Annotated in this window: 23 protein-coding genes and 1 pseudogene; 9 read left to right on the forward strand and 15 right to left on the reverse strand. The window is 63.7% G+C overall.

Annotation, left to right across the window (positions count from 1 at the left end):
• From AUC70_RS00005 to AUC70_RS00015, 3 genes and pseudogenes are all read left to right on the forward strand, one after another.
• Positions 1-505, forward strand: a pseudogene (locus AUC70_RS00005) (TCP-1/cpn60 chaperonin family protein); the annotation flags it as partial.
• A 141-nt stretch (positions 506-646) separates the two neighbouring features.
• Complete coding sequence (locus tag AUC70_RS00010) at positions 647-877, forward strand: hypothetical protein (RefSeq protein ID WP_069443010.1); 231 nt, start codon at positions 647-649, stop codon at positions 875-877.
• Between the two features lie 18 nt (positions 878-895).
• Positions 896-1285 carry a hypothetical protein gene (locus tag AUC70_RS00015; RefSeq protein WP_069443011.1) on the forward strand — a complete coding sequence of 130 codons (390 nt, stop codon included), beginning with the start codon at positions 896-898 and terminating at the stop codon, positions 1283-1285.
• A 21-nt stretch (positions 1286-1306) separates the two neighbouring features.
• Here the strand turns inward: AUC70_RS00015 and AUC70_RS00020 are convergent, their stop codons facing one another.
• The 8 genes from AUC70_RS00020 to AUC70_RS00055 form a co-directional block, all read right to left on the reverse strand.
• On the reverse strand, positions 1307-2026 hold the full coding sequence (locus AUC70_RS00020) for a hypothetical protein (protein ID WP_069443012.1): 720 nt from the start codon (positions 2024-2026) through the stop codon (positions 1307-1309).
• Positions 2027-2145: 119 nt separating this feature from the next.
• Entirely contained in the window at positions 2146-2847 is a 702-nt protein-coding gene (gene hisG, locus AUC70_RS00025; RefSeq protein ID WP_069443013.1) for an ATP phosphoribosyltransferase, read from the reverse strand.
• Positions 2844-4022, reverse strand: coding sequence for an ATP phosphoribosyltransferase regulatory subunit (locus tag AUC70_RS00030; RefSeq protein WP_069443014.1), 1179 nt, complete (start codon positions 4020-4022; stop codon positions 2844-2846). The genes hisG and AUC70_RS00030 overlap by 4 nt, the downstream gene beginning before the upstream one ends.
• Positions 4023-4026: 4 nt before the next feature.
• The gene (hisS, locus tag AUC70_RS00035) at positions 4027-5562 is read right to left on the reverse strand and encodes a histidine--tRNA ligase (protein ID WP_069443015.1); all 1536 of its coding nucleotides are present in this window, start codon (positions 5560-5562) and stop codon (positions 4027-4029) included.
• 107 nt (positions 5563-5669) lie between these two features.
• A complete protein-coding gene (gene glcF, locus AUC70_RS00040) occupies positions 5670-7046 on the reverse strand; it encodes a glycolate oxidase subunit GlcF (protein WP_069443016.1) in 1377 nt (458 codons plus the stop codon).
• 6 nt (positions 7047-7052) lie between these two features.
• A complete protein-coding gene (glcE, locus tag AUC70_RS00045) occupies positions 7053-8276 on the reverse strand; it encodes a glycolate oxidase subunit GlcE (RefSeq protein WP_069443017.1) in 1224 nt (407 codons plus the stop codon).
• A gap of 8 nt (positions 8277-8284) precedes the next feature.
• Positions 8285-9838 carry an FAD-binding oxidoreductase gene (locus tag AUC70_RS00050; RefSeq protein WP_069443018.1) on the reverse strand — a complete coding sequence of 518 codons (1554 nt, stop codon included), beginning with the start codon at positions 9836-9838 and terminating at the stop codon, positions 8285-8287.
• A gap of 198 nt (positions 9839-10036) precedes the next feature.
• On the reverse strand, positions 10037-11185 hold the full coding sequence (locus AUC70_RS00055; RefSeq protein WP_083241093.1) for a TRAP transporter substrate-binding protein: 1149 nt from the start codon (positions 11183-11185) through the stop codon (positions 10037-10039).
• Between the two features lie 172 nt (positions 11186-11357).
• Here AUC70_RS00055 and AUC70_RS17420 point away from each other — a divergent pair, with 172 nt between their 5' ends.
• Genes AUC70_RS17420 through AUC70_RS00070 form a run of 4 tightly spaced genes read left to right on the forward strand, consistent with a single transcriptional unit; the run spans position 11358 to position 15269 of the window.
• Positions 11358-13079: a polysaccharide biosynthesis protein gene (locus AUC70_RS17420; RefSeq protein ID WP_206599277.1), complete on the forward strand. Its 1722-nt coding sequence runs from the start codon at positions 11358-11360 to the stop codon at positions 13077-13079.
• Positions 13043-13321: a hypothetical protein gene (locus AUC70_RS18690; RefSeq protein ID WP_206599278.1), complete on the forward strand. Its 279-nt coding sequence runs from the start codon at positions 13043-13045 to the stop codon at positions 13319-13321. The genes AUC70_RS17420 and AUC70_RS18690 overlap by 37 nt, the downstream gene beginning before the upstream one ends.
• Positions 13322-13325: 4 nt before the next feature.
• Positions 13326-14333, forward strand: coding sequence for an MraY family glycosyltransferase (locus tag AUC70_RS00065; RefSeq protein WP_069443020.1), 1008 nt, complete (start codon positions 13326-13328; stop codon positions 14331-14333).
• Positions 14334-14339: 6 nt separating this feature from the next.
• Positions 14340-15269 carry an NAD-dependent epimerase/dehydratase family protein gene (locus AUC70_RS00070; RefSeq protein ID WP_069443021.1) on the forward strand — a complete coding sequence of 310 codons (930 nt, stop codon included), beginning with the start codon at positions 14340-14342 and terminating at the stop codon, positions 15267-15269.
• Here the strand turns inward: AUC70_RS00070 and AUC70_RS00075 are convergent.
• The gene (locus tag AUC70_RS00075) at positions 15266-16408 is read right to left on the reverse strand and encodes a glycosyltransferase family 4 protein (RefSeq protein WP_069443022.1); all 1143 of its coding nucleotides are present in this window, start codon (positions 16406-16408) and stop codon (positions 15266-15268) included. The genes AUC70_RS00070 and AUC70_RS00075 overlap by 4 nt on opposite strands.
• Positions 16409-16637: 229 nt before the next feature.
• On the opposite strand from AUC70_RS00075, the gene AUC70_RS00080 reads away from it, so the two are divergent.
• Positions 16638-16937, forward strand: coding sequence for a hypothetical protein (locus tag AUC70_RS00080; RefSeq protein WP_141701852.1), 300 nt, complete (start codon positions 16638-16640; stop codon positions 16935-16937).
• Positions 16938-17026: 89 nt separating this feature from the next.
• The gene (locus AUC70_RS00085) at positions 17027-17761 is read left to right on the forward strand and encodes a nickel/cobalt transporter (RefSeq protein WP_069443024.1); all 735 of its coding nucleotides are present in this window, start codon (positions 17027-17029) and stop codon (positions 17759-17761) included.
• A 3-nt stretch (positions 17762-17764) separates the two neighbouring features.
• Here AUC70_RS00085 and AUC70_RS00090 read toward each other — a convergent pair whose 3' ends face one another.
• The 6 genes from AUC70_RS00090 to AUC70_RS00115 all read right to left on the reverse strand — a co-directional run bounded on the left by AUC70_RS00090 (position 17765) and on the right by AUC70_RS00115 (position 25537).
• Complete coding sequence (locus AUC70_RS00090; RefSeq protein ID WP_244505426.1) at positions 17765-20203, reverse strand: tetratricopeptide repeat protein; 2439 nt, start codon at positions 20201-20203, stop codon at positions 17765-17767.
• A gap of 188 nt (positions 20204-20391) precedes the next feature.
• The gene (locus tag AUC70_RS00095) at positions 20392-20811 is read right to left on the reverse strand and encodes a hypothetical protein (protein ID WP_141701853.1); all 420 of its coding nucleotides are present in this window, start codon (positions 20809-20811) and stop codon (positions 20392-20394) included.
• A gap of 11 nt (positions 20812-20822) precedes the next feature.
• Positions 20823-21230, reverse strand: coding sequence for a hypothetical protein (locus tag AUC70_RS00100; RefSeq protein ID WP_141701854.1), 408 nt, complete (start codon positions 21228-21230; stop codon positions 20823-20825).
• Positions 21231-21424: 194 nt separating this feature from the next.
• Positions 21425-22378 carry an HAD family hydrolase gene (locus AUC70_RS00105; RefSeq protein ID WP_425283570.1) on the reverse strand — a complete coding sequence of 318 codons (954 nt, stop codon included), beginning with the start codon at positions 22376-22378 and terminating at the stop codon, positions 21425-21427.
• A 122-nt stretch (positions 22379-22500) separates the two neighbouring features.
• Positions 22501-24126 (reverse strand): arylsulfatase, encoded by a 1626-nt coding sequence (locus tag AUC70_RS00110; RefSeq protein WP_069443028.1) that lies wholly within the window; start codon positions 24124-24126, stop codon positions 22501-22503.
• A gap of 277 nt (positions 24127-24403) precedes the next feature.
• The gene (locus AUC70_RS00115; RefSeq protein ID WP_141701855.1) at positions 24404-25537 is read right to left on the reverse strand and encodes a hypothetical protein; all 1134 of its coding nucleotides are present in this window, start codon (positions 25535-25537) and stop codon (positions 24404-24406) included.
• Positions 25538-25654: the final 117 nt, after the last annotated feature.

The raw sequence follows: 25654 nt of genomic DNA on the forward strand, positions 1-25654 counted from the left end.
GCGGTGATCAAGGTCGCGGCGCCACCGAGATCGAGGTGAAGGAGAAGAAGACCGCGTCGACGATGCGCTGAACGCGACCCGTGCGGCCGTCGAGGAAGGCATCGTGCCGGGCGGCGGCGTTGCGCTGCTTCATGCCTCGAAGGGTCTGAAGGCCAAGGGCGACAACGACGATCAGGAGGCCGGCATCAACATCGTACGCCGCGCGCTCCAGGCTCCGATCCGCCAGATCGCCGAGAATGCCGGCGTTGAAGGCTCCATCGTGGTCGGCAAGGTCATGGATCAGAAGTCGCCGACTTTCGGCTACGACGCCCAGAACGACACCTATGTCGATCTGATCGACAAGGGCATCATCGACCCCGCCAAGGTGGTCCGCACGGCGCTGCAGGATGCCGCTTCCGTGGCCGGCCTTCTGGTCACCACCGAGGCCGGTGTCGCCGAGCTGCCGAAGAAAGATGACCCCATGCCGATGCCTCCGGGCGGCATGGACGGCATGGGCATGATGTAGTCCACGCCTCTCAAGGCTAGAAACTACAAGGGCCGTCCCTCGGGGCGGCCCTTTTTCTTTGCTAGCAAACGGTGTGCTGTGGCAATATATTCAACCTATAGGTGTTACCAGACCGCAGCCCCATGGAAGACTGGAGGCGACATGGCAGACGATCCTGCGAAGGTGAAAATCACCGCCGAAATATCGGCGACGCTTTTTGAGACCTTGAAGAGCCTGGCTGAGCAGCGTGGCGTATCGGCCAACACCATTCTCTCTCAGGCCATCAGCACAGAGAACTTCATTTCTGAGAACGAAGCCGCCGGTTCCAAGCTCCTCATCGAGAAGCCGAACCACACACTGACACAGGTGACCAGGAAAAAGCCGTCTATGTAGGGATGGGAGGTACGCCTCATGACCGAGAATCCAGATGCTGGAAAGATGATCATCGATCTCACGAAACTTCACCCAGCCAGCGCGGCCGGTGCGGGAGGCGATGGCAATGGCGGCTTCACCACGACGCCCTATGACCGCGAACGGAAACGGGAGACGATGCGCGGGTGGATCGCGATGCTGCTGCTCATAACGCTTCTTGTCGTGATCGGCACCATGATCGGCATCGCCAGCTATTCCACCGTCGGCTGTCTGAGCAGCAATTCGGAATGCACAACCGAAGCGCTGCGACTAACCGGGATCCGATCGATCGGTGAAATCTTGCTGGCGCCACTTGTCGGCCTGGTGGGCGCCGTGACGGGCTTCTACTATGGCGAGAAAAGCGCGACCGAACGTCAGGGCGCTGGCTAGGCAAATTCGGACCGGAGCGATTTAGTCCACGAGGCATCCGGCCGCCGCGTCGAGCCCGGCCGGCTGACCCCAATCGTTGGCGGGCACGTTGGGGAACGACTTGCCGAAGTCCTGCTTCACCATCTCGAACTTGAGCGGCACGTTCGAGCTATCCGGAAAATCCACGACCCAGAAATAGTCGTGATTGCCGGACGGCCATTCGCGCGGCACGCCCGGCAGGATGTCGAGGTGGAGGAGCTGCCTCAGCGTGACAGCGGCCTCGCGCTCGTATTTCTTGTCGTATTCGGGGTCGGCGATGTGCCGTCGGTCCCAGACCATGACGATCGTCTTGCCCTTGAGCGCCGGATTGTTGAGCACGTTGCCAGCGGCCTCGCGCGTGCGCTCGTGCAATGCCTCCTCCAACTTCTTGGGGTCGTCCTGCGGGAGCACCGAATAGTGGATCACGGGCTTGCGCCAGCTCGACGAGGCGGGCGTCACGGTCGCGACCGTATGGGGCGTGATGGCGAAGAAGAACGCGGGCGCCGTACCCTCGCTAAAGAGGGATTTTGCGGCCTTCTCGCCAAGATAGTTGTAGTGCAGGCCTTGCGCGCGCTGACTTCCGATCTCGCAGAGTTGCCAGGCATCCGCCGCTTCGGCGCTGGTCAGGATCACGATACCGGCCGGCGCGGCCAAAGCGGCGACTGGCAAGACAGCAGCCGGCACGGCGAGCGATAGGACGAGCGCTAAAATCGAGCTGCGCATGGATGGCCCCTTCGGATTGCATTTACAAAACGGGGCCGAGCCTAGCCACGGCGGCCGGTCGTCGCCAGGGACCTCAACGCAAACGTGATCGACCGTGAGCGGTGAGCCCGAGAAATCGCTCAGCCTGAGAGCGCGCCGAGGATCGCCGCCTTGAGCTCCTTGGCCCGCCCGTCCCAACTGGCGCGCTTGGCTGCCAGAAGGTGGGCTTGCGACTTCAGAATGAGACCGTCCTCGAGCACTTTGAGGTGGTTCGCCTTCAGCGTCGTCCCGGTGCTCGTGATGTCCACGATGAGTTCGGACGTGCCGGTGGCGGGCGTCGCCTCCGTGGCGCCGACGCTCTCGACAATACGGTACCCGGTGACGCCCTTCTGCGCGAAGTAGCGCCGCGTCAGGTTCATGTATTTGGTAGCGACACGCAGGCCCCGGCCGTGGCTGCGGGCGAATTGCTCGGCTACGTCTTCCAGGTCCGCCATGCGCGACACGTCGAGCCAGCACTCGGGCACGGCCACGACCACATCCGCGTGGCCGAAGCCCAGCGGCGCCAGGAACTCGATACGGCTGTCGACGTCATGCAAACTCTCGCGCACGAGATCTTCGCCGGTAATGCCGAGGTGCACGCGGCCCGCGCGCAGCTGGTGCACGATCTCGGCCGCGGAGGTGTACTCCACGGCGACATCGGGCAGTCCGTCGAGCTGGCCGCGATAGCCGCGCTCATGGCCTTTGACCCGCAAGGTATAGCCCGCCGCTTCGAACAGGCTCGCGGCCTGCTCCTTCAATCGCCCTTTCGAAGGGACGGCGATGACGAGGGACGGCGCGCTCATGACGATGCCCTCCCCACGGCGGCGAGCAGGCGCTCGGTGTGGATGGCCGTGCCGACGGCCGGCACCGGGGTTGGGGCGCCGAGTGCCGTCAACAGATTGTCGTAGCGGCCGCCGCCGGCGACGGGCTCGGTCTCGTCCATCCCCGGCGCGCCGATCTGGAAGACAAGGCCCGAATAGTATTCCAGCTTGCGGCCGAACTCCGTCGCGAAGGTCGCATTCGTCAGATCGACGCCCTGCTGCTCCAGCAGGTCGAAGCGGGACACGACCGTGGAGAGCGCCTCATCGATATCGAGCCCCGCGCCGCGCGCGATCATGGCGATCTTGTCGACAGCCTCGCGCGGCGGGGCGGACACGCCGAGATAATACTCGATGACCGTAGCCACTTCGCGCGGCAGTGTGTCGGCGAGAAGATCCGCCGCCCGATCGAGCAGGCGTGTGGCGATCTCCCGCAAGGTCCGATTGCCCGCAAGGGGAATGCCCTCGGCCTCGAGGTAGCCGGATACGATGTCCTCCGCCTCTTCCTGACTCTTGCCTGCGATTTTCTCGCCAAGCGCCGTCAGGATACGGTCGGGCTCGATGCGCGTGCCCTTTGCGAGCTGGTCCACAAGCGCGTGGAAGCTCGGCGGGCGCCAGAAATAGTGGCGCAGCTTGAGCCGCCAGCGCTCCGGCAAATCCAGTGCGTCGATCAGCGCGTAGAACAGCGCGATGTCGCCGAAGCCGATACGATAGTCGGACAGCCCAGCGCTTCGCACCGCCTGCACGGCGAGCAGCAGCACTTCCACGTCGGCGGCGGCCTTGTCGGGCGCGCCGAAACATTCCACGCCCGCCTGGCGGAATTCGCGCGGGTGCATGACGCTCGGGCCCAGCGGCTGAAACCGAAATGCGGGGCCGTTGTAGCAATAACGGGCTTCTGCGTCGGCTTGCGGGTGACGCTCCAGGTAGAGCCGGGAGACGGGCACGGTGAGATCCGGGCGCAGGCACAGTTCCTCGCCCGCGAGATCGGTGAAGACGTAGGAACGCGCGCGGATCTGCTCGCCGATCTGATCGAGAAAGACGCCAGCGGGCTGGATGATCGCGGGTGCCACGAATTCATACCCGGCCTCCCCAAACAGCGCGACGAGATCGCGGGCCTGGCCTTCGAGGGCTTCGAACGCTTTGGCGGATTCGGCGGTCATGGGATTACGCCTTGTACCGGTCGAGGACCTTGCGCACGCCGGCGACGAGTTCGGCCTCCGGCACGGCAAACTGCGCCTCGGCCTGTTTCTTCAAATACTCTTCGCGATCCTCGATCTTGGTGAGACCGGCGCCGAGTACGAGATCCTTGATCTGAACTTCGCCGCGCTCTTTCTCATCGCCGCCTTGGATGACGACGCAGGGGCTGCCGCGCTTGTCAGCGTATTTCATCTGCGCCTTCATGCCGGACGAGCCGAGATAGAGCTCGGCGCGAAGGCCTGCGTCGCGCAAGGTCTTGACCATTTTCTGGTAGTCGCCGAGGCGGTCCTTGTCGAAGACGAGCACGACCACGGGGCCGCGGGTCTCATCGCCCTTGTACTTGCCGAGAAGCTGCAGGCCGAACAGAAGGCGCGATACGCCGACCGAGATGCCCGTGGCAGGGACACGTTCGCCGGTGAAGCGCGCCACGAGTCCGTCATAGCGCCCGCCGCTCATCACGGAGCCCAGCCGGATGGTCTGTCCCCGTTGATCTTTGATCGTGGGCGTCAGCTCCGTCTCGAACACGGGGCCGGTGTAGTACTCCAGGCCGCGCACGATGGAGGGGTCGAATCTGATCCTGTCGGAGCCATAGCCAGAAGCTGAGACGAGTTCGAACAGCTCCTCCAAATCTCGAATTGCTTCCTCGGCTGACTGCGACGACCCCAAGGTGGCTAACAAGCCAACAAGCGTATTGACGTTGGAGTAGGACCCGTCCTGCTCAAAGCGCTCAAGGTCACGCCCAAACAGGAAGTCGCAAATGAATCGGATCTTGTCTTCCGGTAAGCCCGCTCCCTCGGTGAAGTCACCGCTATCGTCTTTGCGACCCTTGCCTAGCAGCGCCCGTACCCCGTCTTCTCCGAGTCGATCGTACTTGTCGATTGCTCGCAGGACGGTGAGACGAGTTTTGGTGTCGTCCGCCGCGAGCCCAGCGCCTTCCAGCAATCCATCGAGAATCTTGCGGCTGTTGACCTTCACCACATAGTCGCCGCGCGGGACGCCGAGCGCCTCCATGGTGTCGGCAGCGAGCATGCACAGTTCTGCATCGGCCGCGACGGAGGGCGCGCCGACCGTATCGGCATCGAACTGCATGAACTGGCGGAAGCGGCCGGGGCCCGGCTTCTCGTTGCGCCAGACGGGGCCCGTCTGATAGCGGCGGAAGGGCTTGGGCAGGGTCTGATAGTTCTCGGCCACGTAGCGGGCGAGCGGCGCCGTCAGGTCGTAGCGCAGCGAGAGCCATTGCTCGTCGTCGTCCTGGAAGGAGAACACGCCCGCGTTGGGCCGGTCCTCGTCGGGCAGGAACTTGCCGAGCGCGTCGGTGTATTCGATGGCCGGCGTCGCCAGCGGCTCGAACCCGTAGAGCTCGAACACCTGCTTGATCGTGGCCAGCATCGCCTCGGTCGCGCGAATCTCCTGCGCCGAAGCGTCTTGCAGGCCTTTGGGCAGGCGCGCCGCGGGGCGCGTGTTCTCTGAACCCTGCCCGGGCTTATCGTCGTTCTTGCTCATGAGGGATGCGGCAGATTTCAATTAGCTTTTGCCGCCGCGTTCTAGCCCATCGCTCCCCTGCCAGCAAGCAATGGGCCTTGTTCGCCCCGGGACTAATTGGCCGGAGACTAATCGGCGAGCGCCTTTTCCTTGGCCGAGGCCTTGGCCATCTCGACCAGCGCCTCGATGGGGTGGGCGCGGTTGCGCATCTTCGACAGGGCCGGCGGGCATGGGCCGCCGGTGGCCCAGTCGAGAAGCTCCACCGTGTGGACGATCGGGATGTCCGTTCCGGCCTTTATCTGGGTCATACAGCCGATATTGCCCGTGACGATCACGTCCGGGGCAATCGATTCGATGTTCTTCACCTTGCGGTCCCGGAGTTCGGCGGACAGTTCCGGCTCGACGATGTTGTAGGTGCCGGCGGAGCCGCAGCACAGATGCCCCTCCGGGATCTCGGTCAGGGTGTAGCCCGCCTGTTCCAGGAGCTGCCGGGGCAACTCCTCGAGCTTCTGCCCGTGGCCCAAGGAGCAGGCCGAGTGATAGGCGACCTTGAGCCCGGTCCACATCACCGGGGGATTGAGCGAAATCTCGTTTAGGAACTCGGTCGCATCGCGCGCCAGTCCGCCCACATATTCCGCCCGCTCGGCGTAGCCATGGTCGCGCTCCAGGAGACTACCGTAGTCCTTGAGCATGGTGCCGCAGCCGCTCGCGGTCGGGATGATGGCGTCCAGCAGACGCTCGCGCATGACGGCCGTCAGCGCATCGATGTTCCGGCGTGCGTGGGCACGTGCTTCCTCGTCGCGCCCCAGATGATGGGAGAGCGCGCCGCAACAACCTTCGTCCTTCACGACCATCACGTCCACGCCGTGGCGGCGCAGGAGACGGATAGCCGCCCTGTTGATTTGCGGCGCCAACACCTCCTGAACGCAGCCCAGCATGATGGCCACACGCTTCGGCTGCGGCCTCTTAGGATTGTAGGCGGAGCGCGGACGCAGAATTTTGAGCTTCAGCGCGTCCTTCGGGACCAGCTCCAGCGCCGCAGCGATGCGTTTCATGCCGAGCTTGCCGATCACGTCGCGGAAGGGCCGGGCGAACCAGCCGAGGATCAGCATGGCCTTGAACCGGCTCGGATAGGGCAACACCCGGCTCAGGAACATGCGCATGGTGTTCTTGTTCGGGCTGCGGTGTCCGCGCTGCTCGATGCGCGTGCGCGCGAGATCGACCAGATGCATGTAGTCGACGCCGCTGGGGCATGCGGTCATGCAGCCGAGGCACGAAAGACAGCGGTCGATGTGGTGAACCGTCGACGCCGGCACGTCGCGCGTTTCGAACATCTGCTTCATCAGATAGATACGCCCGCGCGGGCTGTCCCGCTCGTCGCCGGTCAGCACATAGGTGGGGCAGGTCGCCGTGCACAGACCGCAATGGACGCAGCGGCGCAGGATCTCGTCCGCCCGCGCGATGGACGGGTCTCCAAGCTGCATGGAGTTGAAGTTGGTTTCCATCGCGCGCTACTGGCCCCTGTACAGCCGGCCGGGGTTGAAAAGCCCAAGCGGATCGAACGCGTGTTTCAGCTTCGCCGCCAGGACATCGTGCGGCGGCTCCAGAGGCTGAAACACATCAGTCTCCTTGCGAATGGCCGCATCCGCGCGGATGAGGGTGGCATGGCCGCCGAACTCCGCAAGCTGACGGCGAATATCGACCGCGGCCGCGTCGGTCAAGGACGGCGTCTCGATCCAAAGAAGACCGCCGGACCAATCGTAGGCCACATGGACGTCCACCTTACGCGCGAGGTTGCCGACCAGCGTCGCCGCCTTGCTCGGAACCGTGGAGACGCGCCACAGCGGATGCTTCGTGCCCTGGAACATCTTCAGCGATCGCACGTCCTTCCAGAAGGTCTGGCTGCGATCGGTATCGAGTTCGAGTTCCGGCCCATAGGCGAGCAGCGCCTCGCGCAGTCGGCTGGTGCGATACCGGGCCGAGGCGGGAAAGCTCTCCACGCGGATCGCCGTCACGGCCTTGCCGTTCCCGGCGAGGTCGGCATCCGACAGCCGGGCGGCGAGCGGAGCATGAAGATGAACCGTACCGGACACCTCGTAGGGCGTGCCCATCGCAAGACACAGAGCTTCGACGGCGGCGAAATCGGTAAGCCCGAAAAACACGAGCGTCCGGGATTCGCGCTGTACCGGTAGGACTTTCAGCGCAACTTCGCACATCACGGCGAGCGTGCCCCAGGACCCGACCAGCGTCCGGGCGATATCGTAGCCGGTCACGTTCTTCATAACGCGCCCGCCCGACTTGATGATCTCGCCGCGCCCGTTCACAGCGGTGACGCCGAGAACGTGATCGCGCACTGCTCCTTTGAGAATGCGGCGGCTGCCGGAGATGTTCGTCGCGACGAGACCGCCGACGGTGCCCTCGCCCGGGCCGTAGCCCATTACCGGCGCGATATCGACGGGCTCGCAGGCGAGTTCCTGATCGTTCTCCGCAAGCGCCGCTTCGATCTCCGTCAGCGGCGTCCCGCATTTGGCCACCATCACGAGCTCGGTTGGCTCATAGAGGGTGATGCCCTTCATGTTCTCGGTGCTGACAACCGCGCCCGCACGGACCGCATGGCCCAACTCGCGCTTGGTGCCCTTGCCCATGATCTCCAGGGGCGTGCGGGACTCGGCGGCTTCGAGGACGATCTGCGACAGTTCCTCTTCCGTCTGCGGCGCGTGGAAACCAAGGCGCATGTGAGCCGTCACAGCCGTTCCTCGCCTTCAATGTATTCGACGTCGAACTCGACTTCGTCCACGAGGGTGTCCTCAGGCGGCAAACCATCCGGGGCGGCATCGAGACGGGTCAGGTCCATGCTCTGCTTCAGAGCACCGCGGCCGAGAATCGGAAACACCTTGCCCGGGTTCAGAAGCCACGCGGGGTCCAGCTCTTCCTTGATCCGCACCTGCTGATCGATGTCCTCGTCCGTGAACTGCTCGTACATCAGTTCGCGCTTCTCGATGCCGACGCCATGCTCGCCGGTGAGGCATCCACCGAGTTCGACGCATAGCTTCAGGATCTCGGCGCCGCAAAGCTCCACACGCTCCAGCTGCCCGGGATCGTTTGCATCGTACAGAATCAAGGGATGCAGATTACCGTCACCGGCGTGGAAGATGTTGGCCACGTCGAAGCGGTATTTGCGGCAAATCAGGCTCACGCCGGTCAACGCCTCAGGCAAGGCCGACAACGGAATGACGCCGTCCATGCACATATAATCTGAGATCTGACCGATCGCGCCGAACGCCGCCTTGCGGCCCTTCCAGATCAGCGCGCTTTCTTCATCGCTCTGGCTACGCCGCATACTGATCGGGTTGTAGTCCTGCGCGATGTCCTCGATCTTCTCCAAAAGATACTCGATCTCGTCCTCGGAGCCTTCGACCTCGACGATCAGCGCCGCTTCGGCGTCGAGCGGGTAGCCGGCGGGCACGAAGTGCTCGCACACGTGGATCGCCGGGCGGTCCATGAACTCGATCGCGACGGGAACGATGCCGGACGCGATGATCGCGGCCACGCAGGAGGCCGCGGCATTCGCCGAATCGAAGCCGATCAGGACGGGCCGCGCGCCCTCGGGGGCGGCAATCAGCCGGACACTCGCTTCCGTCACAACGCCGAGCTGGCCTTCGGACCCGGTTATCAACGGCAGGAAGTCGTAATTCGGCGCATCGAGATAGGTGCCGCCGAAATCGACGATCTCGCCATCGACCATGACCATGCGCACGCCCAGGAGGTTGTTGACCGTCACGCCGTATTTCAGGCAATGCGCGCCACCCGAGTTGGTGGCGATGTTGCCGCCGACGGTGCAGGCCACTTGGCTCGACGGATCGGGAGCGTAGAAGAAGCCTTTGGCCGCTGCCGCCTGGGTGATCGCGATATTGGTGATGCCGGCCTCGACCCGCGCGACGCGGTTGGCGGCGTCGATCTCCAGAACCTGATTCATCCGCGACAGGCACAGAACGATGGAATCTTCGAGCGGCGTCGCGCCCCCGCAGAGCGAGGTGCCTGCACCGCGCGGCACGACCTTGACGTGGTTCTCGTAGCAGAAGCGCAGGATTGCCGAGACTTCCTCCGTGTTCGCCGGAAGCACGACCGCCAGCGGCAAGCGCCGGTAGGCGGCGAGCGCATCGGATTCGAACGTCCGGCGGCCCTCGAGATCGGCAATAACCACCGCTTTGGGCGCCAGCTTCTTGAGCTGCTTCACCACTTCGTTCCGGCGCGCCATGACGGCGCGGTCGGGATCGGGAAGGGTCACAGTGGACATGTCTGCAGGCTCCAAGCCGCCCAGTAGGCCATCCGGCCCAAATTGCCATCAGGCCGACACGGCCATCAAGATGAAGGATGCTCGCCCCTCTTCGCATTTTCCGGGGCCGATGAGCAACATGCGGTCATAGTCTATCAAGACGCGCGTCCAAACAAAACGCAGCCGCGAAAGGAGCTTGGTCGCCCTGCTCTCTCGCTCTCAGGGCCCCACAGGGGTGGCCTCTCCCGGGGGCGGCGGGGGTGGCATCGCCGCCTCGGCTTTAGCGCTGCCGCTCTTGCCATCGCTTTCCCCGGGACCGGTGCCGGCCTGGGCCGTAGCCTCGCCGCCGGCCCGAAAAGCCTCGATGTCTTCATGGACTTCTTTGAAGAGGTAGTCCCGTACCCCCTCTTCCCGGGCCACTTCGTCCCAGCCTTCGCGCAAGGCTGCCTGAATATCGTCGGGAAACTCGAGGATTGTGACGCCGTCCTGGTTGCTGAAGGCCGTGAGCGCCGCCGACTGCAGGTTGATGCTCTCCGACAGGGTGCGCTGAAGCAGTTCTCCGCAGGTACTCTCAATGAGGGACTGACGCTCGGGCCCGAGCGCGTCCCAGCGTTCCTGGTTGATCAGGAACTCGAAGACGGTCGCCGGCTGGCTCCAGCCGGGCTGGTAGAGGATCTTCGCCGCGTCCTGAAGCCCATTAGTTCGGTCCACGACCGGCGTGTAGGCCTCCGCCGCGTCGATCTTGCCCTTCTCGAAGGCCTCCGCGATCTGGCTCCCCGGGACAAGCACCGGCACCGCGCCAAGGCGCATCACCACGCGCGCGCCCAGCCCGAAAATGCGCATGCGCAGCCCTTCCATGTCGTCGACCGAGTTGACCTCTTTCACGAACCAGCCGCCCGCCTCGGCACCGCCGAAGGCGCACGGAACCACATGGACCTTGACCTTGGCCTGGTCATACATCTCCTGATAGAGCGCGCGCCCGTGGCCGCGGTTGAACCAGTCTTGATACTCTTTCGCGTCGGGACCGAAGGGATATCCGCCAAAAAGGCTGGCCGCAGGCAGCTTCGCCGCCCAGTATCCGGCGGTCGCGAAACCCGCGTCGACCTTGCCGTCGGAGACCTTGTCCAGGATCTCGAACGGGGCTGTGCCCTCGCCGGGCTCTTTCAGGGCAAGCTGCAGGGAGCCGTCAGAACGCTCATCGAGGAGCTTGGCCAATTCGCGCGCAGGCGTTCCAAGACCGGGAACGTGGGTCCCGAAGGCAACGGGGGTTTCGAGGGTGACGACTTCGGCCGGGGCCGCACCCGCCAAGGAGACCGCGGCCAAGCACGAACCACCCACCATCAGCGCTTTGAAAAGAACAGTCCTCATCGCGAATCGCCGCCCGCGCCTATCTGATACCAAAGGAGCTTGAAGGTAACGCCGCAAGACCTCAACCCGTTGCTTCCGTTTGGTTTGGCCTTCCGCTATGGTTCGACCAACTTTCCGACGTGCATCAAGTTCTTAGGCTAGGCTTGGCAAGGTCTGGCGCGGGACGGGCTCAATGAACTTCGCCGTTTGGCTGATCGAATGCCCCCGCTGGTTCAAGCGGATCTTTCTGATTGCGAACGACTTCGCGATGCTCGGCATCGCGTTGTGGGCGGCCTATTCCTTGCGCCTGAGCCGCATCTATATCCCCGAGACCTGGCAGACGATATTGCTTTTGCTGGCCGCGCCGGTCATCGGCGTCTTCGTCTTCTATTGGCGCGGCCTCTACAAGCTCGTCACGCGCTTCATCGGCCCCTCCGGGACGACACAGATCTACGTTGCGGTGGTAATCGCCGCGGTCCTGTGGGCGCTCGTGGTCTATTTGAGCGGCGTCCAGAACCACCCCCGCTCGGTGGTCGTCATCTACGCCCTGATTGCCGCGATCCTGATCAGGCTGAGCCGGCAATGGGCCGGCTCCATGCTGCTCAAGGCGGCACCGCAATTCGAGCCGATCCGGGCCGACGTGCATAAGAACGTCATTATTTATGGCGCTGGCCCGGCGGGGATTCAGCTTCTGCGCGCGCTGAACGAGGTGGGGACTTACCGCACCGTCGCCTTTATCGATTCGAGCCCCTCGCTGGCCGGACAGGTCGTGCATGGGGTCAAGGTCATCCGGCCAGAGAAGATCGGCAAGGTCATTGCCGACGAGAAAGTGGACGAGGTCCTCCTTGCCGCGCCGTCGGCGCTGCGCAGCGAGCGCCGCGTCGCCCTCAAAGTGCTCGAGCAGTATCCCGTCGAGGTGAAGACGCTGCCCGCGCTGGAGGAGATCGCCTCTGGCCGCGTCGAAATCAGCGATCTGCGGCCCATCGACGTTGAAGACCTCCTGGGGCGCGATCCGGTTGCGCCGGACACGGCGCTGCTTGCCTCCCAGGTGCGGGACAAATCGGTTCTGATCACCGGCGCCGGCGGGTCGATTGGCTCCGAGCTCACCCGCCAACTTCTGCAACTTGGACCCAAGACGCTCGTCCTGTTCGATGTGTCGGAGCCGGCGCTGTACGAGATATCGCTCGAGCTCGCCGAGATGCAGCGCCGCATGCGCGTCGGGCCTGGCGGCCCGGAACGGCAAACGACCGTGGTGCAAATCCTCGGCTCGGTTCTAGACCGCGACCTCGTGCGCCGAACCATCGACCAGCACAATGTCGAGGTCATCTATCACGCCGCCGCCTATAAGCACGTCCCGATCGTGGAGGTGAACCCGGCGGTCGGCCTGCAGAACAACACGTTCGGCACGCTCGTCGTCGCCGAAGCCGCGCGGAACGCGGGCGTGGAGCGGTTCGTACTGATCTCAAGCGACAAGGCCGTGCGGCCCACGAATGTGATGGGCGCCAGCAAGCGCTTGGCCGAGCTGATCCTGCAGGCACTGGCCGAAGATCCGCACAACACGACCTTCACCATGGTGCGTTTCGGCAATGTGCTGGACTCCTCCGGCTCGGTCGTGCGGCTGTTCCGCAAACAGATCAAGGCCGGCGGCCCCGTCACGGTGACCCATCCGGAGGTGATCCGCTATTTCATGTCGATCCCGGAAGCCGCGCAACTCGTGATCCAGGCGGGCGCCATGGCCGAGGGCGGCGAAGTGTTCGTGCTGGAGATGGGAACGCCGGTCAAGATCGACGACCTGGCCCGCACGATGATCCGCTTGTCGGGTCTCGAGGTCCAGGACGAGGCGCATCCCGATGGCGATTTGGAAATCCGCTATGTGGCTTGCGCCCCGGCGAGAAACTCTACGAGGAACTGCTGATCGGCGAAGACACGACGGGCACCGATCATCCGCGCATCTTCAAGACATCCGAACCTGTCCTGGCCTACGAAGAGCTAATCGCCGCGCTGGAGCGGTTCGAGAAGGCCATCGCGAACAATGACCTGACCGAGGTCCAGGAGATGCTGCACGCCACCGTCGAGGGCTACGCGCCTGGCAGCGCCACCGCTGCCGCGGCTCCCGGCACGGACGAGTGGCAACCGCAATCGCAAACCCTGCACTGATCCCATGCTGGACGCCGACGTTGTCTTGAGTGCCGCGGTAGTCGGCGTGAGCGCAGCCTTGAGCGCGGCGCTGATCTTCCTCCTCCGACCCTTGCTCATTCGCCATTTGATGGCGCACCCCAACGACCGCTCTTCCCACATCCAAGCGACGCCCGAGGGTGCAGGCTTCGGGGTCATGGCCGCGATTTTCCTGGTGTGTATCGGGCTGCTCATTGGCATGGCCATACCGGAGCCAAACCTCGTGCCGGTTCTGATCGGCGCTGCGGTGCTGACGGTCCTTGGCGGGCTGGACGATGCTCGCCCTCTCCCCGTCTCGTGGCGGCTGCTGATCCAAGGCGCCGTGGCACTTGGAATCGTCGTGTTGCTGCCCCAGGACTTCCGTGTCCTGCCCGCCGTTCTCCCGGCCGCCGCCGAACGCACAGTCCTTGTGTTCGGGATCGTTTGCTTCGTGAACGTCGTGAATTTCCTGGACGGCCTCGATTGGATGACCGTGGCCCAGGTGGTTCCCATGTCGCTCGGCATCGCATGTCTTTGGTGGCTGGGAATCGTGCCCGCCGGCATCGGCCTTCTGGCGCTGGCGCTGCTTGGAGCCATGCTCGGCTTCGCCGTTTTCAACAGGCACCCGGCCAGCATCTTCCTGGGAGATTCGGGGAGCCTGCCTATCGGGCTGCTGCTGGCCTATATGCTGATTTGGGTCGCGGAGGCGCATCTCGTCTCGGCCCTCCTACTGGCGCTCTACACCATTGCCGACAGCGCCCTGACGTTCTTCCGGCGCCTGGCGAACGGCGAAAAGGTGACGGACGCGCATCGCTCCCACTTCTATCAACGGGCAACGGCCGGCGGATTCCGCGTTCCGGAGGTCACTACGCGCATATTCCTGCTGTGCGCGTGGCTCGCGGCGCTGGCCATCGCGGCCGCCCTCAGCCTGTCGCTGATCGTGGATCTGGTAACGCTGGTGCTCGGGGCCGGCGGCGTTGCACTTGTCCTGACCAGCTTCGCGAGGGGGCGCTGAGCGGAGATGCGCATTCTCGTCACAGGCTCCACCGGCTTCATCGGACAAAGCCTCGTCCCGGCTTTGGCACGACAAGGCTACTTCGTTCGTGCGGCGGCTCGCGATCCTTCGCGTGTGGCCGCAGGCCCCAATATCGAACCCGTCGCGATGCCGGATCTGTCGGGTCCAGCCGATTGGTCCACCGCACTCGAGGATGTCAGCCACGTTGTACACCTCGCCGGCATCGCCCACGCGCCCGGCACGCTGTCAGACGGTATCTACACGCGGATCAACACCGAGGCCGTGGCCGAACTCGCCGAACAGGCCAAGGGCAAGATCGATCGGTTCGTGCTTATGTCATCTGTCCGCGCCCAGGCAGGCCTGTCGTCGCCGACCATCATCACCGAAGCGGATGAACCGACGCCTACGGAGATCTACGGCCGCACCAAGCTCGAGGCGGAACGCCGCCTTGCGGCGAGCGGCGGCGACTACACGGTGCTGCGGCCCGCGGTCGTTTACGGGCCCAATGTGAAGGGCAACATCGCCTCGCTGGCCACCATCGCCAAGACGCCCATGCCGCTCCCGTTTGGAGGGCTGGACAACCGCCGGTCGCTACTATCGATCGACAATCTCATTGCCGCCACCGTCCACGTCCTCCAGACGGAGCAAACCCGCAACGAGACCTATCTGGTCGCCGACGCCGAGCCGATCAGCGTTGCCGGCATGGTTGCCGCCATGCGCGAGGGGCTGGGGCGACCGCCGCAACTCGTCAAAATGCCCCACAGGGCCATTCGGCGGCTGATGAAGTCGTTCGGGCGCGAAGCCGACTGGGAACGGGTTTGCGGCACGTTCGAGATCGACCCCGCCAAGTTGATGGCGACGGGCTGGAAGCCCGAGGTCGAAAGCACCGAAGGCATCAGACAGATGATGCGCGTTCCGCAAGCACCTGCGCCCTAGTTGGCAATCAGACGCCCATAGAGCGCGGCCGTCTCCTGGCCGATCGCCTGAGAGGAGAACTTCTCTTCCGTGAGCCGCCGCGCCTCGGCGCCATAGCGCTGCCGCAGGCTTGGATCGCGCGCGAGTTCCAACATCGCGGTGGCAAGAGCGTCCGCATCGTCGACGGGCACCAGGAAGCCGGTCTCGCCAGGAATTGAGATTTCCCGGCAGCCGGGAACGTCGGTCGCCACCATCGGCCGGCCGCAAGCAGCCGCCTCCAGCAGGCTCTTGGGCAGGCCCTCACCCCCGCGCGACGGCTGCACGGCGAAATGGGCCTTGTTCCAGATCTCCCGCACGTCCTTCACGTGGCCGAGCCAGTCGATCCCGTAGGCCGACGCAAACTCCCGCAGCTGTTCGGCCGCGAGCGAACCGGGATTTTCCGGATCGCAATCGCCCGCGAGAAGCAGGTGCAGTTCGGACGCCTCGCCGCTCGCGGCATCGGCCGTGGCGCGCCGGAAGGCCTCGACCAGCGTCAGTACTCCCTTGTGATGAAGCATACGGCCCACGAAGGCGGCCGTGACCGTGCCGTGTGGCTCGGGCAGCGGTTGATATTTGTCGATATCGACGCCGGAGCCGGCGATGATCGTGATCGCCTCGTCGGGCACTCCGAGCTCCGCCACGAAGGCCCGGTCCTCCGGGTTCTGGACGACGGTGATGGACCGCTTGCGCCGCAAGAGGCGGCTCAGGGCCATCACAACCAGCTTCCGGGTGAGCCGGCTGGCCCCGCCCCCGTCCACGAAGAGCGCACCCATCCCGGTCAGGCTGTTGACGATCGCGACCTCCTTGAGGCCGAAGGACGCCAAAGTGCCGAGCAGAACGGGTTTCAGGGCCACGTTGTGAACGAGGTCGGGACCGACATCGCGAATCAGACCCCGCAACTCCAGAACGGCGGAAAGGCTGTCGCGCGCGGAGATGCTGCCCCGGCTCCAGCTCAAGTTATGGGGGACAAAGCCTTCGGCTTCGATCGCCTCCGCGCCATCGGGGATCCGGGCGGCCACATGGACCTCGTAGCCCGCCTCCTTGGCCGCGCGTGCCATGGGCAGGCGATGGGACAGGAAATACCAATCTTCCGTAACGATATAGAGGATGCGCGGCGCCATGGCTCATGCTTTAGCCGCTTGCGGAGCCTGCCGCAATTTCGCCGTGAGGCCGGATTTTTCTCGGCTCCAACACTTGTGGCGCCGAGGTCACGCTGGGGCATCACAATGTTGGGAAGCCGCGGCGGCGTCTGGCGTTGCGCGGCAAATCGCTGTAAACTTTGGACCGATAGCGCCCGGAATCCGGGTGGCATAGGGCGAGACGGGGTTCGCCGGACGAGGGATGACACTGATGCGTGCTTTCTATCTAGCGCTTGTCGCCGCTTCGAGCGTGGCACTCATGCCGCTCAGCGCCGGTGCTTTTGAGATTCAGGGCGAGGACGCCGAGATTCCGAAGAGCGCAGCCGAACATCTTGGCCTGTCGCCGGCCTACAGTATGCCCCAGTTCGAAGGGAGCTCCCTGGCCATGCCGTTCGCCAATAACGGCGAAAGCTCGGCCTTCGCGTCGGACTACGGCAACGGCATCGCCATTCCGGCGCCCGGCATCAGCCAGCCCACCCCGGCTTGGCGATCGGGTCCCTTCTTCCGCTAGAATTTTTTCTGACGGCCTTGTGGCGTTCGCGGGATCGCACGCGTGTGTGACTTGCTGCGCGCACGCCCTCGTGTGAAACAGCCCGGGCCATGCAAGACCTGATCGCCCTTCAACGCTGGCTCTACGAAGGCATGGCCAGCGGGCTGCGCGATGTCGCAAGTGGAAGCTGGCCGGCGCTCGCTGCCGCCATGGCCGCTGCCGTGCTGTTCGGCATCCTCCACGCGATGATGCCGGGGCATGGCAAGACCGTGCTGTTCTCCTACCACCTCGGCCAAAAGGGCAGCCTGCTCTCCAGCATCGCCAACGGCGCGATCCTCGCGCTTACGCATGTGGGGATAGCCATCTTGCTGGTTCTTGCGGGCTTTGCCGTCATTTCGCGGGCCTTTGCCTATGGCGGGCGCACACCCCAGTTCGAACTGGCGAGCGGGATCTTCGTGGTGCTGATCGGCGCCTATCTGATTTGGCGGGCCGTCAGCCGCGCAGCGCCGGAAGGCGCAGAATGTCAGTCCCCGCAAAAGGGCCGCACGCTTGCCTTCGTGACGGGTCTCGTGCCCTGCCCCCTGACGACATTCATCATGAGTTACGCGCTCGCCCGGGGGCTCCTCGCCGCAGGACTTGCCGTCACGGTCGCGATGGCAGCGGGGATGGTACTGACCATTTCGGCCGTCGCCGTGCTGGCTACGCTCTCCCGCGAGCGGCTCCTATCGTTCTTCTCGCGGACGGAAGGCGCGCGGCGCTGGCTGGGACGCACGTTGGAGATTGGCGGCGCGGTCCTCGTGGTTCTATTCGGCGTCTGGCTGATCCTGGGCGCGCAAACGGCCTAAGCGCTACTGCGCGCTTCGCTGCTCCATGACCTGCTTCGTCAAGGCCTCGACCAGAGACTTGACCTCAGGATTGGCCGGGTCCGCCTTGGCCAGGCGCTGCGCATAGACGAGCGCGCCCTTCAGATCCCCTTCCGCGCGGGAGTAGTTCACCAGCGCGGTCAGGATATCCGCATTTTGGGGATGCCGCTCAAGACCGGTCTTCAGGGCGGCAATTGCCTCGGCGCGTTTGCCGATGGAGTTGAGCCCCACCGCATAGACGTACGTGTAGCGCACCCGGTCCGGCTCCAGTTCTGCGGCCCGTGCCAGCTCCGCGACGGCCTCCTCCGACATCTTCTGGCGGACGAGCGCCAGACCCAGCGCATGGTGCAATCCCCCATCATCCGGCGACAGGCGAAGCGCTTCACGCAGAACCGCTATCCCCTCCTCGTCGCGCCCTTGCGCTCGGTACAGATCGGCAAGATTGACGGCACCCGGCGTGAAATGCGGGCTGAGTTCGAGGGCCGTCTTGTAGGCGCTCTCCGCCTTGTCGAGTTCTCCCTTGCGGATGTAGTAACGCGCCAGCAATGACTGGGACTCGGGCCGGTCCGCATTCAACATCTGCGCGGCGACGAATTCCTTCTCGGCCTTATCGAGACGCGTGCGGTCGGCCTCCGACAGGTTCGCCTCCGGCGTTCCGGCAAGCAGGAAACCGGCGCCGCCTCGGACGCCGCGAACCGGATCGTCGAGGAGCGGTGCGATGAGCGGCCAGAGCTGCGCCCCGGATGCGGTCTCCAGATGATCGAGGGCCGCGAGCCGTACAAGCGGATCGGGATCGGACAGCCCTTTGCGAACAACGTCCCCGGTCCGCTCGGACGGATAGGCAGTCAATTCCTCAACGGCGCTCGCCCGCACGAAGGCCGGCACGGTATCGTCCTCAGCGACGGCTGCAAGCAATGCCGCGGCGTCAGGCGCGCTGGTCCAGGCCGCATTGAAGGCCGGCCCAAAGTTCTGATAGCCCTTGCGCTCAGGCCCGTACCAACCCTCGATCGCTTCGGCAGCCCACGCTGCGGTCTTGTCCGTGTGGCAATCGGTGCAGGCGTTGTCGATACCGAGCGTCACCGACAGGTCCGGCCGCGGCACGCGGAAGGAATGGTCGTGCCGCGTGTCAATGACCATGAACTCGCGCGCCGGCATGTGGCAGGAAATGCAATTCGGCGTGTCGGCACCTTGGTGATGAGTATGGCTGGGCTCCGCGTAGCTTCCAGCATGGCACTGCGTGCAGACCTCCGCCGCCGGCGCGCGGAGCTTCGCGCTGTGCGGATCGTGGCAATCGCTGCAGGTGACACCCGCCGCGAACATCTTGGACTGTTTGAACTGGCCGTAATTGTAGACCTCGTCGAGCATCTGCCCGTCCGCCTGGAAGAGACCGCGCGAGATCAAAGCCACTTGATGGCTGTCCGCAAGAGGGCGGCCCGGCACGAACGCCTCGGAGAGAATCCCACGGCGCGCATGACAGCGCCCGCACATCTCGACTTCCTTGCGGGTAGTCATCGGCGGCGCGCTGCGCTTGGGTTGCTTCGTCTTGGGGTCCAGAGACCACGAGACACCCTTCCGTTCGTCGAAGCGGACCAGGAGACCGAGCGCGTTGTCATCGGCCGATGCCTCGGCGCCCTCTCCTGCTCGGTCGGCATGTTCTTCGGCCCACGCAACATGCGCCGAGCCTTCCCCGTGGCAGGCCTCGCAGCCGACCGTGATTTCCTTCCAGGTCGTGTGGTAGCGCTTTGTCTTGGGATCGTAGTTCTTGGCGACGCCGGTCGAATGGCACTCGGCGCACATGAAGTTCCAATTCTGATTCAGCTTGGTCCAGTGGAGCGGATCGTCGTGGCCGATCTTCTCGTCGGGATAGAGGTGAAACCAGCGCTGCCCGCCTTGCGCCTTGGGCCGGCTGTCCCAGGCGATGGTCAGCGCTTGTACGCGCCCATCCGGGAACTCGATGAGATATTGCTGCAGCGGATCGAGGCCGAACGTGTATTTGACCTCGAAGGTTTCGAGGGTGCCATCGGGCCCGTCGGTCTCGACGAAGAACTTGCCGTCCTTCGTGAAGAACCGCGACGTCGTCCCGTAATAGTCGAACGTAGTGCCGCTGAAGTCGCCCAGAACAGTGTCCGCCGTGGCATGGGCCATGGCATGGGCATGTTGAGACGGCCGCCACAGCGTCCCCACCTCTTGGTGGCAGCCAACACACGTCTCGGTACCGACGAAACTCAACTGGCTGGACGACACCGGGCTGGCGGCCGGCGCACCCTCGCTGTCCGCCGCGCGGCCAGCGGTCGCCGCCGGGTCCGACGCGAGGATGTTCGCGATGAGCCCAATGGCAAGCACGGCCATGGCCGCGAGCGCCGCCACACCGATCAGCAGGAAGAGCTTCGACCGCAAAGGCAACGCCGGACCATCGGCGCGCACCGGCGCGTCGTCGATGACTCACTCATGCCGGAAGTTCTGCGTCGGCTGTCCAAAATGGCTCCGCTCGTAGGACTGGGTCAGGCCGCTAAGGATAGGACATTTCCACGAAGAACGGGCAGGCGCTAGCACCTGCCCGTTGCATCAAAGCTCTCTGGTCCGGCAGCGCTCTGCCGGTCATTGTAATCGAGCTAGAAACTGTCCACGCAGTCGCCCGTCAGGGACAGCGTCGCATCGGCTGTGGTGATGCCGGCGCGAATCTTGCCAGTCTTCTTGGAAATGACCGCGCTGAACGAGCGGGGCGACTCCTTGTTCTGACCGATCCCATGGAAAAGGAGGACATCGCCCATCTCCTCCATGTTGTTCAACGCAATCTCGCGCGGATCGCTACCGATGTCGTCCGACGTCATGACCTTTTTGTCGAAGTCGAACTTCAGCACCGGCGCGAGGTTGGCGAAGTCGAGCGACACCCGCTTGCAGCCTGCCACTTCCACGCATTCATACACGTCCGTGACGGCGCACATATAGGTGCCCTCGGCGGCGGAAACGGTCGCCGGAACCGCAAGCAGACAAATGAGCCCGAGGCCCGATTTGGAAATCATCGATCGCATGGTCTGAGCTCCTATTGGGTAACGACGTAGCCGCGGCCTTCGAGGCAGAGCGCCCCGGCCTTGAGATAGTCAGCGTAAAGCGCGTTCAAGCGGCGAACATCGGCCGACGTGCGCGTGTTGCCGAAGCCTCCAGCCGTCCAGCGCGGGTCGGTGCCGGCGGACGCTTCGTTCAACGCTGTCGAGACCTCCATGATGGTCCGGGTCCGAATGCCAGCTTGCTGAGCCGCGAACGTCGCGGTGGGATCGAAATTCGTCTGTTGAACCGCCCATTCGTGGCAGGCGACCCGGTCCTTCTTGACTTGGGCGTCAGTCGCACCCTCCTTGTAGACCAGCAAGGCCTGAGCGTTGGCGACGGGGGCGATGACGACGACCATCAGCACGGCCGCGACACCACACAAGACGTGGCTCAATCGTTTCATGGGATCCTTCTCCTTGGGCAGCGCCGTTACGACGCCGATTTGCTCGGTGCCAACCCGACACCATTGCCGGACACCCCCTCCGAGGCGCCCAACCCTACCGCTGCTATATCGCCCAGTCCGAGACATTGGGCAACGCATGTTTGGGGCCGCAGGCGCGGGCATCGCCCGCCTCGCCGGGAATTGTCCCGTAACGGCTATTCTTTCGAAGGAAAGATCTGCCCCCAGTCGTTCTTCATATCGACTACGACCCATCCGTTCTCGGCAGCCGCATCCAGCGCCTTGTCGAGACGGCCCACTTCGGAATCGCGGTCATAAGCATATTCGCGTTCCGCATCGGTGTGATGCACGATCATGCCGAACCGCGGCCCCTCTCCCGCAGTGGTCCATTGCAGCATTTCGAAATCGCCATCCGAATTGCCGAACGCGGCGAGTGGCCGCTGACCGATATGCTGGGTAATGCCGATCGGCTTGCCTGTCTTATCGTCGATGAAATTCATCTCCGGCAAACGCATCACCGTAGGCTCACCGTCGACGACCTCGTATTTGGTCTTAATGCTGGAGCCCACGACCTGATCCGGCGGGATGCCGTAGACCGGCTCGGAGAAGTTGCGCACGAACTCGATGCCGCCACCCGAGACGATATAGGTGGTGAAACCGTTGTCGCGAAGATAGGCGAGAAGCTCGAGCATGGGCTGATAGACGAGCTCGGTATATTTGCGCTGGAAGCGCGGATCCTTCGTCGCCGCGAGCCAGTCGCCGACGATGGTCTGGAACTGCGCCGGCGTCATCCCCGCGTGGCTTGCCATGACCAGCTCGGCAATGCCCTTCTTGCCTGAAGCGGCCAGCGTCTTCATGTCGCCTTCGATGGCGGCCTTGAAGGGCTGCTTGTTCTTCCACTCGGGATGTTCGGGCGCCAGCGCCTTCACGCGGTCGATGGCGAAGATCAATTGCGTGTAGGCCGGCTTCTCCACCCACAACGTACCGTCATTGTCGAAGGTCGCAATACGGTCGGTCGGCGGCACGTAGTCGGGACCGCCCTCCTTCGTCACCTTCTCCACGAAGCCGACGATGGCTCCCTTCGTGGGGCCGTCGTTCCACGACGGAAGCGGGTCCGGAGCCTCCGAGTGTGCAGCACCGGACAATACCATGGCCACGGCGGCGATCGGGATCAGAAGACGCTTCATTTCAATTCTCCAGATTCAAATGAACAGTCTCAGATGAAAAAAGGGACCGCCAGTGCGATCTGGCGGCCCCTTGAAAGTTTAACAGATCAGTTCGATCCCATGCCCGACTTCAGCTGCTCCTCGATCTTGCTGAGGTTGAAGGCGCCAGGCGTTTGGCTCGGCGGATAGTCCTGCATGGTCTGCAGGAATTCAGCCGCCAAGCCTTGCATCGGTACGAGCACGAAGGCCCTGTCGAGCACCCAGTCGTTATAGGTGTTCGAGTTGTGTTGGGCGCGTTCGAACGGATCCCGGCGCAGATTGAAAACCAGCGGCACGCGCAGCTCGACGAACGGCTCGCGCCAGACCTCGAACGCCTTGGCGCGGTTCTCGAGGAACACGGCCTTCCAGGGCTTGTAGCGTATCGCGACGATCTGCCCGTCATCATTGACGTAGATGAACTCATCGCGCGGCGATTCTTCCACGTCGCCCGAGAAGTAGGGCAGCATGTTCATGCCATCGATGTAGTTCTTATAGGTACGGCCTTCGATTTCCACGCCCCCGGCAAGCTCCTCCTTGACGTCGGAATTGCCGCCAGCAGCGGCGAATGTCGGCAGCCAGTCTTCATGGGAGACAATGCCGTTCAGAGTCTTGCCGGCGGGGAAATGTCCCGGCCAGCGCACGAAGGCCGGCACGCGATACGCGCCTTCCCAGTTCGAGTTCTTCTCGCTGCGGAACGGCGTGGTGCCACCATCAGGCCAGGTATTGAAGTGCGGCCCATTGTCGGTCGAGTAAAACACGATGGTGTCGTCGGCGATGCCGAGCTCGTCGAGCAGGGCGAGCAACTCGCCCACATGCATGTCGTGCTCAACCATGCCATCTTGGTACTCGTTACCCGTCTCGCCCGAGAGACCGCGATGCTCTTCCTTTACGTGCGTGCGGAAATGCATCCGCGTACCGTTCCACCAGACGAAGAACGGCTCGCCCTCCTCGACGGCCTTCTTGATGAAGTCCTTTGCCGCGGCCAGCGTTTCCTCGTCTACCGTTTCCATCCGCTTCTTCGTCAGCGGACCAGTGTCCTCGATCTTCTGGGTGCCGTCCTCTTGCGCCCAGGAATGGATCACGCCACGCGGACCATACTTCTCACGGAAGGCGGGGTCCTTCGGATAGTCAGGGTGCTCCGGCTCCTCTTCGGCGTTCAGGTGATAGAGATTGCCAAAGAACTCGTCGAAGCCGTGATTGGTCGGCAGATGCTCGTCAAGGTCGCCCTGGTGGTTCTTGCCGAACTGGCCGGTCTTGTAGCCGAGGCTCTTCATGACAGTGGCAATCGTCACATCTGATTCCTGCCAGCCTTCTTTGGCCCCGGGCAGGCCGACCTTCGTCATGCCGGTTCGGACCGGCACGTTGCCGCCAATGAACGCCGCACGGCCGGCGGTACAGGATTGCTGACCGTAATAGTCGGTGAAGGACAGGCCCTCATTGGCGATCCGGTCGATATTGGGCGTCATATAGCCCATCATGCCCTTGCTGTTGTGGCTGATGTTCCAGATGCCGATATCGTCGCCCCAGATCACCAGGATGTTGGGTTTGTCGGTCTTGGTTTCGGACTTGGCGCTTTCGCTTGCCTCTCCGGTGTCTTGCGCAAAGGCGGGTGATGCAGAGACTGTCACGGACAGCAAGGCCGCCACTGCGGTCGCAAGGCCCGCTCGAAAGAGGCCTCTCATTAGCAGTTCCATGGGACGCTTCTCCTGTACTTGTTCTGTCGGGCCACTGAATTGTCTTCTGACCCAATTGGTTAGTCGGGCTCTGATGACCAACTACACGTAGAGTGTAACCGTCGTTTGGCGGTTTCTCTAATCGGGAATCACGACGCGGCCTTGTCACTTCGCGCCAGCAATGCCTTTCAAGAGAGCCGCATTCCGACCACAGAGGAAACGTCCAAGAAAGGTTCGAGGTTGCGTCCGTGCACGCCAGACGATGCTGTGCGTCACCGGCCGCCCGGGACGGCCCGCGTTACCAGCGAAGCGCGACCTCGGCGATGGGGCCGTGCAGCCACGCACTAATGCCGACGTCGCCTCGCGGCGTCTGGTCCTCGTAGCTGAGCCACAAGGCCTTGTAACCGAGCGAGGTCGTCGTATCGAAGCCCCACAACGTCCCCTCGATGTCGTAGGTCAGCACCAGCTGGCTGGAGAGCCCCTCCTCGACGTTGTAACCGCCGAAGTCCCCGGTAGCCGTAACCGAGTGGCCGTTCCCGAAGTCGTGCTGAAGGCGCAAGGCGATGGTGGGGTCGACCCAATCCAAGTTGCCCGTTCCGACAAAGGCGAACTGATCGTTGAACTGCTTGCCGTCGATCCGGAGCGCGGCCCGGAGCAGTTCCAGCCGAAACTTCTCGACCGCCTCGAGCGCTGCAAGCGCCTGACCGCGATCGTCGACGCGCTTGAGCCTCTTCTCGAGCTGAGCGACGCGCCGTTCGCGCCCCTTGTCCCCGGCGCGAATGATCTTCCGGTCCAGATCCTCGCGGCGCACGTCATTGAGGGCGGCAAGTGCCTGGAGCCGCTGTTCCTGATTCTCGATCTTCTGGATCCGGCGCTCAATGGTGTTCGCGAGCTTGCCCAGGCGAACCTGAGCGGCAGCATCGATTTTCGCCTTGATCCGGATCTCCTGCTGAATGAAGCGCGCGCCCGCGCCGACCTCCAGCGTCGTGTTGCCTTGCTCTCCGACGAAATCGGCCACCTGGTAGAAGCCGCCGAACTGATAGACGCCGAGCGTGTAGTCCGTCTCGGTCTGTCCCGAGGCACCGACTTTCAGAATTGGTATGGGCTGGGCCTCTGAGGCGAAGTCGTCGCCAAAAGCGAACTTCGCGTAGAGCGCGTCACCCCAGAACGAGAACTTGCCCCGGCTGACTTCGAAATTAGCCATGATCGGCGGTGCATCGAAGTTCTCGATGAGGTCGATCGGTGTCGCGTAGATATCGAATTCTTCGCCATTGGCGTCGGTGCTGCCCTGGACCCAAGGGAACCAGCCATAGAACCCACCTGTCACGGTCCACTCGGACGGCGGCGGGGCGGCATCGTCTGCGTGGGAGGCCGGCGACAGGCCGCCTAAAAGCAGCCCTCCGACGAGGCTCAAACCAACGCTACGCCACATGACAGCTCCCCAATATCGCCATCAGGGAGATTAATGCCGCTTCGACCTGTCGTTGATCGAATTTCCGCAGGCGCGCGGGATTCCCGAGAACTGTTGCCTGGAAACAACAGCCTAGGA

Origin of the sequence: Methyloceanibacter stevinii (genome assembly GCF_001723355.1) — a bacterium.
GTDB lineage: Bacteria > Pseudomonadota > Alphaproteobacteria > Rhizobiales > Methyloligellaceae > Methyloceanibacter > Methyloceanibacter stevinii.

Coding starts and splice junctions, on each gene's coding strand:
- AUC70_RS00010 (WP_069443010.1), top strand. CDS start 647: ATGGCAGACGATCCTGCGAAGGTGAAAATCACCGCCGAAATATCGGCG.
- AUC70_RS00015 (WP_069443011.1), top strand. CDS start 896: ATGACCGAGAATCCAGATGCTGGAAAGATGATCATCGATCTCACGAAA.
- AUC70_RS00020 (WP_069443012.1), bottom strand. CDS start 2,026: ATGCGCAGCTCGATTTTAGCGCTCGTCCTATCGCTCGCCGTGCCGGCT.
- hisG (WP_069443013.1), bottom strand. CDS start 2,847: ATGAGCGCGCCGTCCCTCGTCATCGCCGTCCCTTCGAAAGGGCGATTG.
- AUC70_RS00030 (WP_069443014.1), bottom strand. CDS start 4,022: ATGACCGCCGAATCCGCCAAAGCGTTCGAAGCCCTCGAAGGCCAGGCC.
- hisS (WP_069443015.1), bottom strand. CDS start 5,562: ATGAGCAAGAACGACGATAAGCCCGGGCAGGGTTCAGAGAACACGCGC.
- glcF (WP_069443016.1), bottom strand. CDS start 7,046: ATGGAAACCAACTTCAACTCCATGCAGCTTGGAGACCCGTCCATCGCG.
- glcE (WP_069443017.1), bottom strand. CDS start 8,276: ATGCGCCTTGGTTTCCACGCGCCGCAGACGGAAGAGGAACTGTCGCAG.
- AUC70_RS00050 (WP_069443018.1), bottom strand. CDS start 9,838: ATGTCCACTGTGACCCTTCCCGATCCCGACCGCGCCGTCATGGCGCGC.
- AUC70_RS00055 (WP_083241093.1), bottom strand. CDS start 11,185: ATGAGGACTGTTCTTTTCAAAGCGCTGATGGTGGGTGGTTCGTGCTTG.
- AUC70_RS17420 (WP_206599277.1), top strand. CDS start 11,358: ATGAACTTCGCCGTTTGGCTGATCGAATGCCCCCGCTGGTTCAAGCGG.
- AUC70_RS00065 (WP_069443020.1), top strand. CDS start 13,326: ATGCTGGACGCCGACGTTGTCTTGAGTGCCGCGGTAGTCGGCGTGAGC.
- AUC70_RS00070 (WP_069443021.1), top strand. CDS start 14,340: ATGCGCATTCTCGTCACAGGCTCCACCGGCTTCATCGGACAAAGCCTC.
- AUC70_RS00075 (WP_069443022.1), bottom strand. CDS start 16,408: ATGGCGCCGCGCATCCTCTATATCGTTACGGAAGATTGGTATTTCCTG.
- AUC70_RS00080 (WP_141701852.1), top strand. CDS start 16,638: ATGCGTGCTTTCTATCTAGCGCTTGTCGCCGCTTCGAGCGTGGCACTC.
- AUC70_RS00085 (WP_069443024.1), top strand. CDS start 17,027: ATGCAAGACCTGATCGCCCTTCAACGCTGGCTCTACGAAGGCATGGCC.
- AUC70_RS00095 (WP_141701853.1), bottom strand. CDS start 20,811: ATGCGATCGATGATTTCCAAATCGGGCCTCGGGCTCATTTGTCTGCTT.
- AUC70_RS00100 (WP_141701854.1), bottom strand. CDS start 21,230: ATGAAACGATTGAGCCACGTCTTGTGTGGTGTCGCGGCCGTGCTGATG.
- AUC70_RS00105 (WP_425283570.1), bottom strand. CDS start 22,378: ATGGTATTGTCCGGTGCTGCACACTCGGAGGCTCCGGACCCGCTTCCG.
- AUC70_RS00110 (WP_069443028.1), bottom strand. CDS start 24,126: ATGGAACTGCTAATGAGAGGCCTCTTTCGAGCGGGCCTTGCGACCGCA.
- AUC70_RS00115 (WP_141701855.1), bottom strand. CDS start 25,537: ATGTGGCGTAGCGTTGGTTTGAGCCTCGTCGGAGGGCTGCTTTTAGGC.